Below are 15506 nucleotides of genomic sequence, written 5' to 3'. Positions count from 1 at the left end.
CCCGCCCCTCAGAGGCCCGCTCCGCTTGGTGGCGGAGCGGGCCTCTGAGGGGCGGCGGTCGCCTGTCAGAGAGTGCTCGGTAGGTAGACCTTGGTGCGGGTGCTGTCCGTGCAGGTCTCGCGAGCTGCTTCGGTGGTGCGGCAGCGCCAGGTGACGTTGTTGCGCAGCACGCCGGGTGTGCGGGCGACGACGGTGAAGGTGATGTCGGCGGTGTGCCCGGCCTCCAGGTCACCTGTCCACGTGAAGTGGTCGTGCGCGCGGGTGATGTGCCCGGTCGTGGCGTGGATCGAGCCGTGGAGGCGACCCTTGCGCAGGACGCCGGACAGGTCGTCGGTGAACGTCGCGCCGGTGAAGGTGTCGTCGCAGGTGTTGGTGACATGGATGCGGTAACGCACCTTGTCGCCCACCCGCGCCTTGTCCCTGTCCACGGTCTTGTCGACCTTGAGCGTCTCCGGGCCGCACCCCGGCGCGGGTCGTTCGGTGACGGTGACCGTCACCGCTTCGGAGGTGGACGGCGGGCAGAAGCCGTCGCCTTCGTAGTAAGCGGTGATGTGGTGCCGGCCCTCGCCGAGGTCTGTGGTGGTGAGGGTGGCGACGCCCGCGGCGTTCAGTTCGGCCGTCCCGATGACGGTGTCACCGTCCAGGAAGGTGACCGTCCCGGTCGGGGTGCCGTGGCTGCACGTGACGGTCGCCGTCAGCCTCACTTCTTGACCTGGAGCGGCCTGGGCGGGCTCGGCGGTCAGTGCGGTGGTGCTGCCCGTCGGTTCGGCCAGCAGCAACGAGACTCGCCAGCCCGCGGAGACCTCGGTCGCCGCTTGGCCCGCCGGCAGCTTCATGAAGACCGGGGTGTGCTGGTTGGTGGTGGTGCCGATCCCCAGCTCTCCGTCTTCGTTGCCGCCCCAGCCCAGCACCCGGCCGTGGGAGGACAACGCCAGACCATGTCCCCAGCCCGCGCTGATCTGGATGATGACGACGCCCTCGGGAATCGCCACCGGCCCCGGGGTGTGACGGTCGGTGGTGGTGCCGTCCCCCAGCTGCCCGTGGTCGTTGAATCCCCACGACAGCACCCGGCCGCCGGAGGTCAAGGCCATGCTCTGGTAGTAGCCCGCGCTGACCTGGGTCACGGTGACGCCGTCGGGAATCGCCACGGGCACCGGGCTGTGGCGATTGACGGTGGTGCCGTCACCCAATCCTCCGTAGTAGTTCTCGCCCCAGGCCAGCACGTGGCCCTCGGAGGTCAAAGCCAGGCTGTGGTAGTAGCCGGCGTCGATCTGGGTGGCGGTGACGCCTCCGGGAAGCGTCGCGTACACGGGAGTGAGACGCTGGGTGGTGGTTCCGTCTCCCACCTGCCCGTAGCTGTTGTAACCCCAGGCCATGACTCGGCCGTCTGAGGTCAAGGCCATGTTGTGCTGCGAGCCGCCGGAGATTTGGGTGATGGTGACGTCCTGGGGAATCGCCACCGGCACCGGGGTGGAGCGGTTGGTGGTGCTGCCGTCGCCCAGCTGGCCGAGGTGGTTCTGCCCCAGGCCAGAACCCGGCCGCCGGAGGTCAGCGCCATGCTGTGGTAGCTGCCGCAGGCGATCTGCGTGATGGTGACGTCGTCGGGAATCGCCACCGGCGCCGGGCTGCGGCGTTGGGTGGTGGTTCCGTCCCCCAGCTGCCCGTTTCCGTTGTTACCCCACGCCAGGACCCGGCCATCGGAGGTCAAGCCCAAGCTGTGGGAATGGCAGGCGGCGATCTGGGTGAGCCTCACCCCCGCGGGCAGTGCCACATCCACCGGAAGGGTCTGGCTGGCGATGCCGGCGGCACCGGTGCCCAGCTGGCCGTACATGTTCTCCCCGGCGGCGAGGGCCAGGTCGGTGGCCGGGACCGCGGCGGCCGGACGGTGAGCCGCCGACGCAGGTCCGGCGGCCACCACCCCTGTCACCGCGAACACGACGGCCATCAGGCAGGCCGGCCACCCTCGGAGGCGCGCCCCGCCGCCCCCCGCTCCGACACTGCGGCGCATCCTCATCGCGTATCCCCCCGAATGACGCGTGGCGGCTCACATCGCCCGGCCCCCGCCGGACGTGAACCACAGAACCCAGCCGAACCACTTGCCGTGATCAAGCTGTCGCCGACAGTAACATCACGTCTCACTGATTGATCAAGCGCACCCCTCCCCGCAGGCCACCGCGCGACCGGAGGACCTGCTCAGGGGTCTGTGGTGAGGGGCTGATGCTCAGGGGGCGGTGCTCAGGACTCGGCGAGGGTGACCAGGGCGGCGAGGACGTCCGGGAAGTCGGCGGTGATCTGCGGGCCGAGCGCCGGGCCGACCTCGTCGGCGAGCGGGCCGGTGATCTCGGTGCGGTAGGTGACGCGGGTGCGGCCGTCCGGCAGCGGCGTCAGGCGGTGGTGCGTGGTGATGACGAAGTCGCCGCCGTCGGCCTCGTCGCTGAAGGACTCACCGGGCTCGATCGCGCTGATCCGCAGCGTCACCTTGTCGCCCTCCGGCGGCGTCATGACGATCCGGGTGCCGACCGCGAAATGGCCGTCCATCTCGATGCGCACGATGTCCTCGTTCCAGCTCGGCCAGGACTCGACGTCGGTCCAGTGCCGCCACAGCTCCGCGCGGGGCGCGGTCGTCTCCACCGAGTGCTCGTACTCCCACATGGCGATCCCTCTCATTTAGTCTTCGCGTAGATTATCTGCCCGGCGAGTACCTTCGCGCAAGTGCCGCGACCGTGTCCGCCACCCGCGCGCGGAGTTCCGGCGGACCGACCACCTCCGCGTCGTTCCCCAAACGCAGCAGGTCATGGACGCCCCGCTCCGCCGATTCGACCGGAACGACCACCTCGACCCAGCCGTCCTCCCCGGCCGGACGGGCCGTCTCGCGCGCGGCGCGCGCCGACGCGTCGTCCAGGAAGTCGGTGAGCCGCCCTAGGACGCGCGGCGACAGCCGGACGGTCGCGGTCAGCGTCAGCCGCCGCTCGTCGAAAGACCGCAGGTAGGAGGCCCAATGCGCGGCCAGGTCGAATCCGGCCGGACGCTCGAAGCGCTCGTCGCTCACCGTCATGTCGAGGATGCGCGAGACCCGGTACGTCCGAAGACCCCGGTCCGTGCGCCCCACCAGGTACCAGTGGCCGCTCTTCAGGACCAGCCCGAGCGGATCGACGTCCCGGACGATCTCGTGCGGCGTCCGCCAGCGGTAGTAGCCGAGCCGGACGCGCCGGGCGTCCCACACGGCGTCCGCGACGGCCGTCAGGTGCGGCGTGTCGTCAGGAGCGCGATACCAGGCGGGCGCGTCCAAATGGAAACGCTCGCTAACGCATGCTGCCTTGTCGCGCAGCTCGTCCGGCAGCGCGGACATCAGCTTCAACTGGGCGGCGGCGACGATGGCGCCGAGCCCCAGCTCGGCGGCGGGGCCCGGGAGCCCGGTCAGGAACAGTGACTCGGCCTCGTCCTCGGTGAGCCCGTTCAACCGTGTCCTGAAACCGTCGAGCAGCCGGTAACCACCGTCGTGACCAGGCTCTCCGTAGAGCGGGACGCCCGCCTCGCTGAGCGCCTCCATGTCGCGGTACACCGTGCGGACCGACACCTCCAGCGCGGACGCCAGCTCCTCGGCCGTCAGGCGTCCGCGGGTCTGGAGCATCAGCAGGATCGACACCAGTCGGCTAGCGCGCATGCCCGGCAGTCTCGCCATCTCCACTGACAGAAGGTGTCAGTGGAGCCGTCCTACCGTCCGCGCCATGGACTTCGACATGCACGACCTGGTCACCCGTTACGTCGCCGTGTGGAACGAGCCCGACCCCGTCCGCCGCCGCGAGGCCGTCGCGTCCCTCTGGGCCGAGGACGCCGTGGAGCGCGTCGAGGAGACCGAGTGGCGCGGCCTCCCCGAACTGGAGGAGCGCGTCGCGAACGCCTACAAGCAGCTGGTCGCCGAGGCCGGCTTCACCGTGACGCGCGCGGGCGACGTGTTCGGCCACCACGACGCCGTCACCTTCACCGTCCAGCTCACCAAGGACGGCCGGGTCGCCTGGGAGGCCCGCGTCTTCCTGATCGTCGGCGACGACGACCTCATCCGCTTCGACTACCACTTCACCACTCGGGAATTCACCCCCTGACCTGCCTCTCCCGCCCTTCCCGGCCCGCCGCGCGGCCAATGCGTGCGACGTCGTGCGAGCCTGCGGCCCGCTCCGGGCAACGTCCGCGTCCGCTCCCGCCTATGGCGGTGGGAGCGGACGCGATCGCATTTCTTTACTCAGCCGCCCGAACTCCCTCAACGCCTTGCGGGGCAAGGGTTCCGTGGCGCTTCCGGGGCGGTCGCGGCATGGGGTGGACGAGAAGTTTTACCTGCTTGAAAGCCGGTTATGTGACGCGAGCATTGCGGCTCGATTGCTAGCTTCGGAGGAATGGATGGGGAAGTGTTCGAGGAGCTCGGCCTGCTCGTCCGCGACATCGGGGACGCGGGCGTCGAGCGCATGACCGAGACGCCCGGCCTCGCGGCCGCCGTGGACCAGCACGTCGCCGAGGTGCGCGGACTGGTGCCGGACCGGTCCCAGCCCGCGCTCATGGACTACCTGTCGGGCTTCGCGGAGGACGCCTTCCGGCGCGGCTGGTGGCCGGGCGACACCCGGGACTGGGAGTTCGTCCGCATTGTCGCTGTTTGCTGGATGATGCGGGACGCACCGGTTTCCTAGCTTCTCGCTCTTCGGACCGGGCCGGGGACTCCCTAAGCTGGGCCTCGACGCGCTCCGTTCTGAGGGAGGAACCGGTGTCCGAGGCAACGACTCCACGCTTTCGCTCTGTCCTTGACCACTTCGTGGCGTACAAGCCGGGGAAGGCCGTGGTCTCGCCCGAGGGCCGTTCCTTCAAGCTCTCCTCGAACGAGTCGCCGCAGGGTCCGCTGCCGTCCGTCCAGAAGGCGATCGAGCACGCGGCCCGCAACGTCAACCGCTACCCGGACAACAACGCGACCGCGCTGGTCGAGGCGCTCGCCGAGCGGTTCGGCGTGACGCCCGAGCACATCGCGGTCGGCTGCGGCTCGGTGGGCGTCTCGCAGATGCTGCTGGAGGCCGTCGCCGAGCCGGGTGTGGAAGTCGTCTACGCGTGGCGCTCGTTCGAGGCGTACCCGCTGCTCGTGGGCCTTTCCGGAGCGACCGGCGTGCAGGTCCCGCTGACGGACGAGACGCACGACCTGGACGCCATGGCCGACGCGATCACCGACCGGACCCGGCTGATCTTCGTCTGCAACCCGAACAACCCGACCGGCACCACCGTGCGCCGCGCCGAGCTGCTGCGCTTCCTCGACCGCGTGCCCCCGCACGTCCTGGTCATCCTGGACGAGGCGTACCGCGAGTACGTGCGCGACGAGGACGTCCCGGACGGCATGGACCTCTTCCACGAACTGGACCGCCCCAACGTCGCCGTGCTGCGCACCTTCTCCAAGGCCTACGGCCTCGCGGGCCTGCGCATCGGCTTCCTGGTCGCGCACCCGGCCGTCGCCACGGCCATCCGCAAGACCTACCTGCCGTTCAGCGTGAACTCCATCGCGCAGACCGCGGGCGTCGCCTCCCTCGCCGCCGCCGACGAACTCCTCGTCCGGGTGGACGAGACGGTGAAGGAGCGCCACCGCGTCCGCGACGCCCTGCTCGCCGACGGCTGGACCATCCCGCCCACCGAGGCCAACTTCGTCTGGCTCCGCCTGGGCGACCACACGATGGACTTCTCCAACGCGTGCGACGCCGCCGGCGTCAGCGTGCGGCCGTTCCCGGGCGAGGGCGCCCGCGTCTCCATCGGCTCCCCCGAGGAGAACGACGCCTTCCTCGCGGTGGCCCACGCCTACCCCCACCGCAACTGACGCCGCTTCGTCGGGGCCGTCTGTCAGCGGGACGGCCCCTTTACTGTGACGCAGGTCACTGAGGTGCGAGCTCCCGGGCGTGAAAACGGGGGAGGCTGCGGGCAATCAGTGGTGATCTTTCCCCGGAGGAAGGCACCCGAGCATGCACGTGACCCATCCACCGCCACGCCGGCCGGCCGGTGCCGTGACCGGCGCACCCGCTCCGGCGGCTCCGCCCGGTGCGGATGACGAGAGCGAGCCGTCCGACGCGGCGGTGATCGAACGGTCCCGCGCCGAACCCGAGGCGTTCTCGCGGATCTTCGACCGCTACCACGAGCGGATCTTCCGCTACGCCGCCGCCCGGCTCGGCGCGACCGCCGCCGAGGACGTCACCGCCGACACGTTCCTGGCGGCCTTCGACCAGCGGCACCGCTACGACCTCGCGCACTCCGAGGCCCGTCCCTGGCTCTACGGGATCGCGACCCACCTGATCAGGCGGCACCGCCGCGCCGAGACCCGGTTCTACCGGGCGATGGAGCGCACGGGCGCGCAGGGCGCCGAGCCCGGCCACGCCGACCAGGTGATCGACCGGATGGCCGCCGGGCAGATGCATCCCGCGCTCGCCCGCGGCCTGGCCAGGCTGTCCAAGGACGACCGCGCCGCACTCACCCTGATCGCTTTCGCCGGGCTCACGTACGCCGAGGCGGCCCTCGCCCTGGGCGTCCCCGCCGGCACCGTCGGGTCCCGCGTCAACCGCGCGCGCCGCAAGCTCCGCGCCGTCCTGGAGGCGCTGAACGATGAATGACCTGCGTCCACTGCGCAAGTACCACGACGCCCAGCCGGGCCCCGCACAGGACAGCGTCGACAGGATGCGCGCACGACTGACCGCGCACATGGACACCTCGGCCAGGGAGGCCGACGGCATGGGAACCAAGGCCGCACGGCCCGCGAAGCGCCGCCTGTTCCGACCCGCCTGGGGACTGGGCCTCGCCGCCACCGTCACGGCCGGCGCGCTCGCCGCCACGTTGGTCGCGGGCGGAGGCGGCGACGGCACCCCGGTTCCGCACTCCACGCCCACGTCCACGTCCACGTCCCAGGGCGACTCCGTGCGGACGGTGCTGCTCACCGCCGCCGAACACGCCGAGACCCGCCCCACCGGCAAGTACTGGCACGTCGTGACCACTGACGCCCGTCCCGGCTCGTCCGTGGACGCCCGATGGATGACCCTCGACGGGCAGTACTGGACCGCCTACCGCAACCCCCGTCCCGGTCCGGGCGAGAAGGGCGCCGAACTGACCAAGGAGAAGAAGGGGGTGCCGCTGATGGGGACGGTTCTCGGCCTCAACCCTCCCCTCTCCGCGCTGCAGAAGCTGCCGACCGACCCGAAGGCGCTGCGCGCGCTCGCCGCCCGCAACGTCGCCAAGCCCGGCATGCCGTACAGCCTGGTGGAAGTGCTGATCGGGCTGCTGACCGACCAGCCCGCCCCGCCGAAGGTCCGCGCCGCGGCGTTCCGGGCCCTGGCCGACGTGCCCGGGGTGCGGCTGCTCGGCCCGGCGGCCGACCCTCGCGGACGCCAGGGCAAGGCGCTGGTCTACCTCTCCTCGACGCCCGCGGCCGGGCAGGTCCGGACGCAGCTCATCATCGACACCCGCACCTCGCAGGTGCTGGCGACGACGATCTCGGGCTCCAAGACGGTGCGGACCAGGTCAGGGGCCATGAAGACGATGCCCGTCCCCCCTTCGACGCGCCTCTACCTGGCCGCCGGCTGGACCAACGAAAGCCCGAGGATCCCGTGAAGCGCCTCTCCCAGGCCGTCCTGCTGACGGCCGGACTCATCGTCCCCCTCGCGCCCCAGGCCCAGGCCGCGCCGAAGCCGAGCGCGCCTAAAGCGGCCGTCGCGCCCGGCGGCCACACCGCCGTCAGGACGGTCAGGCTGCCCACCGGCGACCGGGTCCGCGTCCAGGACGGCTCGGTCGTCGGCATCGACCCCGGGCCGGGCCGCGACCGCATCGCCTTCCAGCAGATCGGCCACGGCCGCGACCTGACCGTCCTGCCCTCGGACGCCGCCCAGCGCGAGCTCGACCCCGACCTGTTCAGGATCGGCGGCGCTCCCGCGCCGGTGCGGCGCGCGGCGGCGGCCACCGACCACGGGCTGAAGGTCCAGATCCTCGACCGGCAGGGCAGGCCGCTCCAGGCCGCGGCGTCCGTGACCAGTCGCGACGATCCCGACTTCGGGACGTGGCTCGCCGCTCCGGGCGAAGAGCTGCGCGTGCCGCCGGGCAGGTACTTCGTGAACGCCATGGCCGGCGAGAACGGGCGGGAGGGGCCCTACCTCGCCCTCTCCGACCCGGACGTGAACGTCGACAAGGACATGACCGTGACGCTGGACGGGCGTCGTGCCCGCCAGGTCAAGCTGGGCGTCGCCGCCCGGCCCACCGCGCGGGCGATGTACTGGATGGCCGGAACGGCCGTCAAGGCCGCGCCCGGTGCGCCCTATCCGTACAACACCAGCTCGATGTTCCTGAGTCAGGGAGACCAGCTCTACGCGGACGTCGTCGGCCCGACTGCCGACTTCGTGTTCACGGTCCAAGGCGAGTTCCAGGAACCGCTCATCCGGGTCGACGTCGAAGGCGACTCCCCGTTCCCCGTGGACGTCTCCTATGCCCAGGACGCGGACGACCGGCCCTCACCCTCGCTCCTCGGCGTCCTCGGCCTCAAGGCGGTGAACGGCAACGCGGGCGCGCCGGACGACCTCAAGGACGCGGCGGGCGCTCTCGTCGTGATCGACGCGTCCGCCGGGGACACGCCGGTCCCGGACCGCGTGCGGAACGTCGCGCGGGCGGGCGGACGGGCGGTCCTGCTGGTGGGAACCGGCAGGAGGCTGTCCACCAGCGGTGAGCTCGCGCTGCCGACCCTGGTGGCGTCGGGAGACGCGGGCGACCGGCTGCGGCGTCTGACCAGGAGCGCGCCGGTCCAGGTGACGACGCACGGGATCGGGGCCAGCCCGTACAACTACAAGCTCGTCCACCCGACGACCGGCGGCATTCCCGAGCATCCCGTCTTCGAGGACCGGGACGAGGACCTGGCGACCGGCCGCATCACCTACCGCGCGCCGGGAGCCTCCGGACCCGCCGGATCGGCGGTCCTCGCCGCGGGGGCCGTCTTCGGCGACCTCTCGCTCGGCAGCCTCGGGGAGGCGATCCGCGTTCCGAGCGTCCGCACCGAGTACGTCACCACGACCCCAGGTCTCCGCTTCGACCGCACCCTGATGGGCATCGGCGACGGCGCGCCCTACGTGTACACCACCGAACGCCAGTACCGACCGGGCGAACGGTTCACCGACACGATGTTCAAGGCCGTGCTGGGACCGTGGCTCGCCGCCGCGCCCAAGCCGCTGAAGGGGACCGTCCGCCCCGCGTGGATCTTCCGCAAGGGAGACGTCATCGACGTGAGCGTCCCGACGTTCACCGACGACCGGCCCGGCCACTTCGGAGCCAACTTCGCCGACTCCGAACTGTCCGCCGGGGCCACGCGGCTCTACCGGAACGGCGCTCTGCTCGGCGAGACCGCCGAACCCGGCAGCGGCGTCTTCCAGGTCCCCGCCGGGGCGGGCGCCTACCGGCTCGACGTGGAGGCCAAGGTGGGCACGTCGCAGTGGCAGGCGACGAACGGCGTCCGCACGTCCTGGACCTTCACCTCCGCCGGGAACGGCTCGACCACGCCGCTGCCCCTGATGGCCGTCCGGTTCTCGCCGTCCCTGGACGACCGCAACCAGGGCCCGGCCGGGCAGGACGTGTCCATCCCCGTGCGGGTCGAGCACCAGGCGGGCGCGTCGCCGGCCGCGCCGGTGGTCTCCCTGGCCGTCAAGGCGTCCGACGACGACGGCGCGCACTGGCGTTCGCTGCCGGTGGTCCGGGACGGCGATCACTGGGTCGTCCGCCTGCGCAACCCGGGCAAGGGCGCCGTCTCGCTCCGCGCCGTCGCCCGCGACGCGTCCGGCGGAACCGTCGACGAGACGATCTCGCACGCCTACACGGTGCGCTGACCCGCACGCGAGAACGCCCTCCGAGGGGTGAGCCCGGCCGCCGCTCTGGCGGCCGGGCTTCTCATTCGGAAGGGGAGCGCCGCGTCAGCAGCGCTCCCCTTGCGCATGATGAGCCCGGCTCGCCGGGTCAGGTGCCGGTCTTCGGGCCCAGCTTCTCCACGATGAGGCGGTAGAGCTGGCGGGGCCGCCCCGGCTGCGGGGTGCGGTTCGGGGGCAGGGGCCAGGCGAGACCCTCCTCGACCAGCGTGCGCAGCAGGCGGCGCGCCGTCCGGGGGGTGACGCCCAGCATCTTGCCCGCGTTCTCCGCGTCCACGATGAGGGGCTGCTCCTGGTCGCCGAGCTTGTCCGCCAGGCGCGCCAGGATCTCCAGGCCCTTCGGCTTGGCCTGGGGCTGCGAGCGCGGCGGGGTGCGCGGCGCGGGGACGAGCGCGCGCCCGTCCCGGTCCAGGGTGAAGCCCTGGGTGCGCTGCGAGCTCTGCGAGCGCGCGAGTGCGGCGCGGGCGTGGTTCTCCGCCTCGTGGGCGGTGCGTCCCATCCCGATGCCGACCTCGATCGCCAGGCCCAGTTCCTCGCGCACGCGCTCGACGAACGGCGGCGTCCGGAACCCCTCGGTGGACGCGGTGACCGACCCCCGCGTCGCGATGACCAGGTAGGAGTGGTCGTCCAGCGGCCACACCGACGCGTTCATCCGGTGCGCCTCCTGGAGCAGGACGCGGTGCAGGGCGAGTTTCAGCTCGTCCCGCCAGTACCGCGGGGTGACCCTGCGCGGCGTCTCCCGCAGCGTCGGGACGTCCACCAGGACGACCACGAGCTGCGACTCCTCCAGCCGGTGGTGCGCGCCGAGCAGCGCCGCGGTCTGCAGCGAGCTGCGGATCGCCGCGCCGGTCGGACGCACCCGGATCGTCGGCACGCCGGCCAGCTCCAGCCGCTCGGCCGTCGCGTGCACGCACGTCATCGCGACCGTCGTCGCGCCGCGCCGCCACAGCCGCTCGTGGAAGGCGGCCAGGGTCCCGGGACCGGCGGCCTCCTCCCGCAGGTGGACCTGGTCGGTGGCCAGGTTGATCTCCGCGTACGCCTCCTCGACCTCCGCGCGCCCGAGCACGTCGATGCTCACCCGCGCGGGGTCGAAGCGCTCGTCCAGCGAGGCGCGCAGGAGCGCCCCCTGGAGCGCCGCGCCGTTCAGCGGGACGTAGGTGGCCGGCATGGTGAGCACGCCCGCCTTGCGGGCGAAGTCGTACGGCACCGGGCTGGCGAACAGGCACACGTCCACCCCAGACCCGAGCCGGACGACCTTGTCGGCCGCCTCCTGTTCGTCCCGGTAGGCCGCGGCCACCAGCCGGCTCGGCACCGGCGTGGGGCCGTGGCCCATCAGCATGACCCGCTCGACCAGGTCATGCGGTCCCACGACACCGATAGTGAGGTCGGGTGCCACCGACCCTGTCCGCGCGGCCGTCATCGGCCGCTCGCTTCCCGTCCAAGCTTTCGACGGGGGCCCTGTCCCGGCCATGCGTTCGCGCACGCTCCGCCCAACGATTGACTCATGGCTTGTCGCCCCTGCCTTCTGACCCAGCACCGCAGTTCCCGTGCGATTCGTTCCTCAGTGGGCAGATCGGGTCAGGGCGACGCAGCGTGACGCCCAGACGCGAAATCGAATCAAGAGTGCGGCGAAAAAGTAACCTACGCGACCCCCTGGTCAGTAACTTGTCACCATACGGCCAGTCTTGATCCAGCATCTTCGGATGTCCGAAGTAGAAAAACAAGACCCGAAAAGCCCGCAAGGGGCCTCCCCAGAAGGTCTCGCGTACTGAGGAGACCCCTGCGACGTCCGTTTGGTTTACCTGCGAGCCGAAATCCGCTCGACTCGGCGTCCTCACCTCTGGAAAGTCGCGCGCCCGGGGTCGAGCCGCCCGGTCGGGGGCGTCTCCGTTGGTTTTCAACGCCGCGGCCGAAAGTGGACGCGGCAGTCAGGGGACCGAGTCAGGACACGCACTCCGCCGGTCGCGCGCCATGGAGTTCGGCCGCGCGATCGTCACGGAAAGCAGTTCCCGTGATCATCTGACTGCGCCACGTGAGGAATGCGGGTCTGATGTGCGACGCGGGACGGCAGCGCTTCCAGAGAGGGCGGGAAGACAGCCCGATGTGGCGGTAGCGCCTGGGGAAAATGCCGTGGTCAGTGCTCTGACCAGCGGGAATGCGGAAAAGGCACAGGCCGCGTCGCAGACGGTGCGACGCGGCCTGAGGGGCCCTGGAGCCGGTGGAGCGTAGGCGGGACGGTCAGACGGTCTCGCGGACGATGTCGGCGCCGAGCTGGGACAGGCGCTCGGCGGTGTGCGCGTGCCCGCGGTCGAGGTAGTACGCCGAGGTGATGGTGGTCTCGCCCTCGGCGGCCAGCCCGGCGAGGACCAGGGCTGAGCCGCAGCGCAGGTCGTGCGCCTCGACCTCGGCGCCGCGCAGCGGGGTCGCGCCGATGACCTTGGCGCGGTTGCCGTCGACCTCGATGTTCGCGCCCATCTTGGTGAGCTCGTCGGCCAGCTTGAAGCGGCCGTCGAAGATGCGCTCGTAGATGTAGGACGGGCCGTCCGCCAGGCAGGACAGCGCCATGATCGGCGACTGCAGGTCGGTGGCGAAGCCCGGGTACTCGTCGGTGATGACGTTGATCGGGCGCAGCGCCCGGTCGCGCCGGACCTGCAGGACCGCGCCCTCCTGGTGGAACTCGACGCCCATCTGCTCCAGCTTGTCGGCGGCGACGCCGAGGTGCTCCAGGTTCGCGCCGACCAGCGACAGCTCGCCGCCGGTGATCGCGGCGGCCATCACGAAGACGCCGGCGTCGATCCGGTCCGGCATCACGATGTGCTCGACCGCGGTGAGGCTCTTGACGCCCTCGACGGTGATGAAGCCGGTGCCGCCACCGCTGATCTTGGCGCCCATGGCGCGCAGGATCTCGATGTTGTCCAGCACCTCCGGCTCCAGCGCCGCGTTCTTGATCAGCGTGGTGCCCTCGGCCAGCGCCGCGGCCATGATCAGGTTCTCGGTGCCGGTGTGCGACGGCGTGTCGCAGTACAGCGTGGCGCCGCGCATGTCGCCGGCCTTGATGTGGATGACGCCGTCGCCGTTGTCGTCCACCTGCTCGGTGACGGTGGCGCCCATCCGCTTGAAGCCGTTGTAGTGGAAGTCCAGGTTGCGGCTGCCCAGGTTGCAGCCCCCGACGCCCTCGATCACGGCCTCGCCGAGGCGGTGCAGCAGCGCCGGGACGAACAGGAACGAGCCGCGGAACCGGGACGCGATCTCGGCCGGCAGCACCGGGCTGTCCAGCGAGGACGCGTCGATCACCAGCGTCCGCTCGGCCTCGTGCAGCTCGGCCTTGGCGCCGATCGCCCGGGCCAGCTCCACGGCGCGGCGCACGTCCTCGATGATCGGGACGTTGCGCAGCACCGTGCGGCCCTCGCCGGCCATCAGCGAGGCTCCGATCATCGGCAGGACGGCGTTCTTCGCGCCCTGGACGAAGACGGTGCCCTGCAACCGCCGACCGCCTCGCACGCGGTAGCGGACGTCGTGGCCCATGCTCATGCCGTCTGACTCCTAACTGCGGGTTTCCGGTGCCTGGCCGGATGCGGGGACGGGGCGTGGCCCGTCCGGTCCGGTCGCCGTCGAGGCGAGCGGGACACGAGGTCTGGGGGAGGTCGTGTGCCCCCTCGTGGACGCAGCCCCAGTAAACCACCGAGGCGGGTGTGTCGCGTCCGCCGCGCCGCCCGCCGCCGCCGACTGATCGTTAGACCCCTGATCTTGCCGCGGGGTTCGCGCGGATCTGCGTAAAGTGATCAAACATGGACGAGAGCCCCGGCTGGAACGCCGTCGACCGAGCCCTCAGCCCGCTCTACGGAGACGTCGAGCCGAGGCACTGGGCGACCGTCCTGCCCTACCGGCTGGGCGGCCCGGACCCGCTGGACGGCGTGAGCGCCTACCCCCGCGACGGGCACTGGCACTACGTCTCCTACGGGATGTCGGAGCTGTACGGGAAGGAGTCCGAGAACCCCGACGAGTCGGGCTGGGGCTTCGAGTTCACCTTCCGCCTCGCCCGCCCGGGCGGCGAGGACGAGCCGCCGGTGTGGGCCGTCAACCTGATGCAGAACCTCGCCCGGTACGTGTACTCGTCGGGCAACTGGTTCGCGCCGGGCCACCACATGGACGCCAACGGGCCGATCGCCGCCGACCGCGCCGACTGCACCCTGAGCGCGCTGCTGTTCGCCGAGGACCCCGAGCTCGGCACGATCGACACCCCGCACGGCCGCGTCCAGTTCCTGCAGATCGTGGGCCTGACGCCGGGCGAGTACGAGGTGTCCCGCCGGTGGGACTCGGCGTCCCTCACCGGGCTGCTGGCGTCCCGGCTGCCGCTGCTGGTCTCCGACGTCACCCGCCCCTCGGTGCTGGACGACCCGGAGATCGCCGAGGCCGTCCGGGCCGGGATCGAGGCCGACGGGTCCAGCAGCGGCGCGCTGTTCGTGCCCGAGATCCGCTGGTCCCGGGACGGCGACGGGGTCCGGCTGCGGATCGGCGCGCTGCAGGCCCAGGGCGTCGCCGAGACCCTCCCCGGACGCCTCGCCCACGGCCGCGACCTGCTGCTCCAGAGCGACGACTCGATGGTCATGCTCGTCCCGGCGGACGGCGGCGCCCTCACGGTCCAGGACCACGGCGGCGGCAACCTCGAACTCGGCGTCCCGGCGGACGCGCTCGGCGGCCTGATCGAGGCGCTGCGTCCCGAGGCGGGCGTCCGCGCCGTCCCCGGGCTGCCCGGCCTGGTGGTCGAGGTCGTCCAGACGGTGATCCGGGACCAGTACGGCGAGCCCACCGACCAGACCGTCGGCTGACGCTTGTCCTGCCGGGCGGAGGCTCAGGCGCGTTCGAGGATCTCGACGGGATCGCCGACGCGGAGCGTGCCGAGCTCGCGCGGGACGGCGTTCTGGCCGAACATGATGCCGCCGTCAGCGTTGCGGTAGGTCGCCAGCGTCCGCAGCGGCTCGCGGGAGCGGACGGCCGTCCGCTGGTCCGTGGTGGTGATCACGCAGCGGTCGCACGGCTTGACCATCTCCACGACCGTCCCGCCGACGCGCAGCAGCCGCACGGCGTCCTCGCCGTAGGGGCCGAGCCCTTCCAGGACGAGGCTGGGCCGGAACCGGTCCATCGGCAGCGGCTCGTCCAGCCGGGAGTTGAGGTCGGCGAGCGACTCGGCCGAGAGGACCAGCAGCGGGTAGCCGTCGGCGAAGGCCACCTCGCCGCCGCCCTGCCCGGTCGGCCGCCGCCCGGTGAAGCGCACCAGGCGGCAGCCGGCGAACGGCCCGTGCCGCTCCGCGGACGCCGACGCGAGGTACCGGGTGAACCAGTCGGCTGCCGCGTCGCCCTGGTCCACGCCCTGGCAGGGGTCGCCGTGGACGGTCACGTCCAGCAGCGGCCCGTCGCCGGACGCCTTGTGCCGCAGCGGCTCCATCCCCGGCGCGGACACCGTGAGCAGCGCGCCGTCGAACCGCGGCCGGAGCAGCGCCATCCGCGGGTGCTCGCGCTGGGACAGATGCCGCCCCTCCGGGGTGACCAGCATGAACTCGCGGTCGTGCGGCAGCCCGGCAGGGGTCAGCTCCGCGGTGGACAGTG

At 71.8% G+C, this 15506-nt stretch carries 14 protein-coding genes; 7 read left to right on the top strand and 7 right to left on the bottom strand.

Annotation, left to right across the window (positions count from 1 at the left end):
* Window positions 1-65: 65 nt before the first annotated feature.
* From AB0J52_RS02365 to AB0J52_RS02350, 4 genes are all read right to left on the bottom strand, one after another.
* Window positions 66-1466: an RCC1 domain-containing protein gene (locus AB0J52_RS02365; RefSeq protein WP_500179747.1), complete on the bottom strand. Its 1401-nt coding sequence runs from the start codon at window positions 1464-1466 to the stop codon at window positions 66-68.
* Window positions 1394-1945: an RCC1 domain-containing protein gene (locus AB0J52_RS02360; RefSeq protein WP_500179746.1), complete on the bottom strand. Its 552-nt coding sequence runs from the start codon at window positions 1943-1945 to the stop codon at window positions 1394-1396. The genes AB0J52_RS02365 and AB0J52_RS02360 overlap by 73 nt, the downstream gene beginning before the upstream one ends.
* A gap of 290 nt (window positions 1946-2235) precedes the next feature.
* Window positions 2236-2667, bottom strand: coding sequence for an SRPBCC family protein (locus tag AB0J52_RS02355; protein WP_500179745.1), 432 nt, complete (start codon window positions 2665-2667; stop codon window positions 2236-2238).
* 16 nt (window positions 2668-2683) lie between these two features.
* Complete coding sequence (locus AB0J52_RS02350; protein WP_500179744.1) at window positions 2684-3664, bottom strand: helix-turn-helix transcriptional regulator; 981 nt, start codon at window positions 3662-3664, stop codon at window positions 2684-2686.
* 64 nt (window positions 3665-3728) lie between these two features.
* Here AB0J52_RS02350 and AB0J52_RS02345 point away from each other — a divergent pair, with 64 nt between their 5' ends.
* From AB0J52_RS02345 to AB0J52_RS02320, 6 genes are all read left to right on the top strand, one after another.
* Window positions 3729-4103, top strand: a complete 375-nt coding sequence (locus AB0J52_RS02345; protein WP_500179743.1) for a hypothetical protein — start codon at window positions 3729-3731, stop codon at window positions 4101-4103.
* Between the two features lie 300 nt (window positions 4104-4403).
* Window positions 4404-4679 (top strand): DUF6401 family natural product biosynthesis protein, encoded by a 276-nt coding sequence (locus tag AB0J52_RS02340; RefSeq protein ID WP_500179742.1) that lies wholly within the window; start codon window positions 4404-4406, stop codon window positions 4677-4679.
* 74 nt (window positions 4680-4753) lie between these two features.
* Complete coding sequence (gene hisC, locus AB0J52_RS02335) at window positions 4754-5839, top strand: histidinol-phosphate transaminase (protein WP_500179741.1); 1086 nt, start codon at window positions 4754-4756, stop codon at window positions 5837-5839.
* Window positions 5840-6092: 253 nt separating this feature from the next.
* Window positions 6093-6623, top strand: coding sequence for an RNA polymerase sigma factor (locus tag AB0J52_RS02330; protein WP_500179740.1), 531 nt, complete (start codon window positions 6093-6095; stop codon window positions 6621-6623).
* Window positions 6616-7614 carry a CU044_5270 family protein gene (locus AB0J52_RS02325; RefSeq protein ID WP_500179739.1) on the top strand — a complete coding sequence of 333 codons (999 nt, stop codon included), beginning with the start codon at window positions 6616-6618 and terminating at the stop codon, window positions 7612-7614. Before AB0J52_RS02330 ends, AB0J52_RS02325 begins: the two co-directional genes overlap by 8 nt.
* Window positions 7611-9863 (top strand): hypothetical protein, encoded by a 2253-nt coding sequence (locus AB0J52_RS02320; RefSeq protein WP_500179738.1) that lies wholly within the window; start codon window positions 7611-7613, stop codon window positions 9861-9863. Before AB0J52_RS02325 ends, AB0J52_RS02320 begins: the two co-directional genes overlap by 4 nt.
* A 127-nt stretch (window positions 9864-9990) precedes the next feature.
* Here AB0J52_RS02320 and AB0J52_RS02315 read toward each other — a convergent pair whose 3' ends face one another.
* Both AB0J52_RS02315 and murA read right to left on the bottom strand, forming a co-directional pair.
* Window positions 9991-11253 (bottom strand): GTP cyclohydrolase IIa, encoded by a 1263-nt coding sequence (locus AB0J52_RS02315; protein ID WP_500179764.1) that lies wholly within the window; start codon window positions 11251-11253, stop codon window positions 9991-9993.
* An 884-nt stretch (window positions 11254-12137) separates the two neighbouring features.
* Window positions 12138-13424 carry a UDP-N-acetylglucosamine 1-carboxyvinyltransferase gene (murA, locus tag AB0J52_RS02310; protein ID WP_500179763.1) on the bottom strand — a complete coding sequence of 429 codons (1287 nt, stop codon included), beginning with the start codon at window positions 13422-13424 and terminating at the stop codon, window positions 12138-12140.
* A 263-nt stretch (window positions 13425-13687) separates the two neighbouring features.
* On the opposite strand from murA, the gene AB0J52_RS02305 reads away from it, so the two are divergent.
* A complete protein-coding gene (locus AB0J52_RS02305; protein ID WP_500179737.1) occupies window positions 13688-14728 on the top strand; it encodes a suppressor of fused domain protein in 1041 nt (346 codons plus the stop codon).
* 23 nt (window positions 14729-14751) lie between these two features.
* Here AB0J52_RS02305 and AB0J52_RS02300 read toward each other — a convergent pair whose 3' ends face one another.
* Complete coding sequence (locus AB0J52_RS02300) at window positions 14752-15504, bottom strand: MOSC domain-containing protein (protein WP_500179736.1); 753 nt, start codon at window positions 15502-15504, stop codon at window positions 14752-14754.
* Between the last annotated feature and the right edge of the window lie 2 nt (window positions 15505-15506).

This window comes from Spirillospora sp. NPDC049652 (genome assembly GCF_040675125.1).
Lineage (GTDB): Bacteria > Actinomycetota > Actinomycetes > Streptosporangiales > Streptosporangiaceae > Spirillospora.
This window is presented reverse-complemented; position numbering and strand designations above follow the sequence as displayed.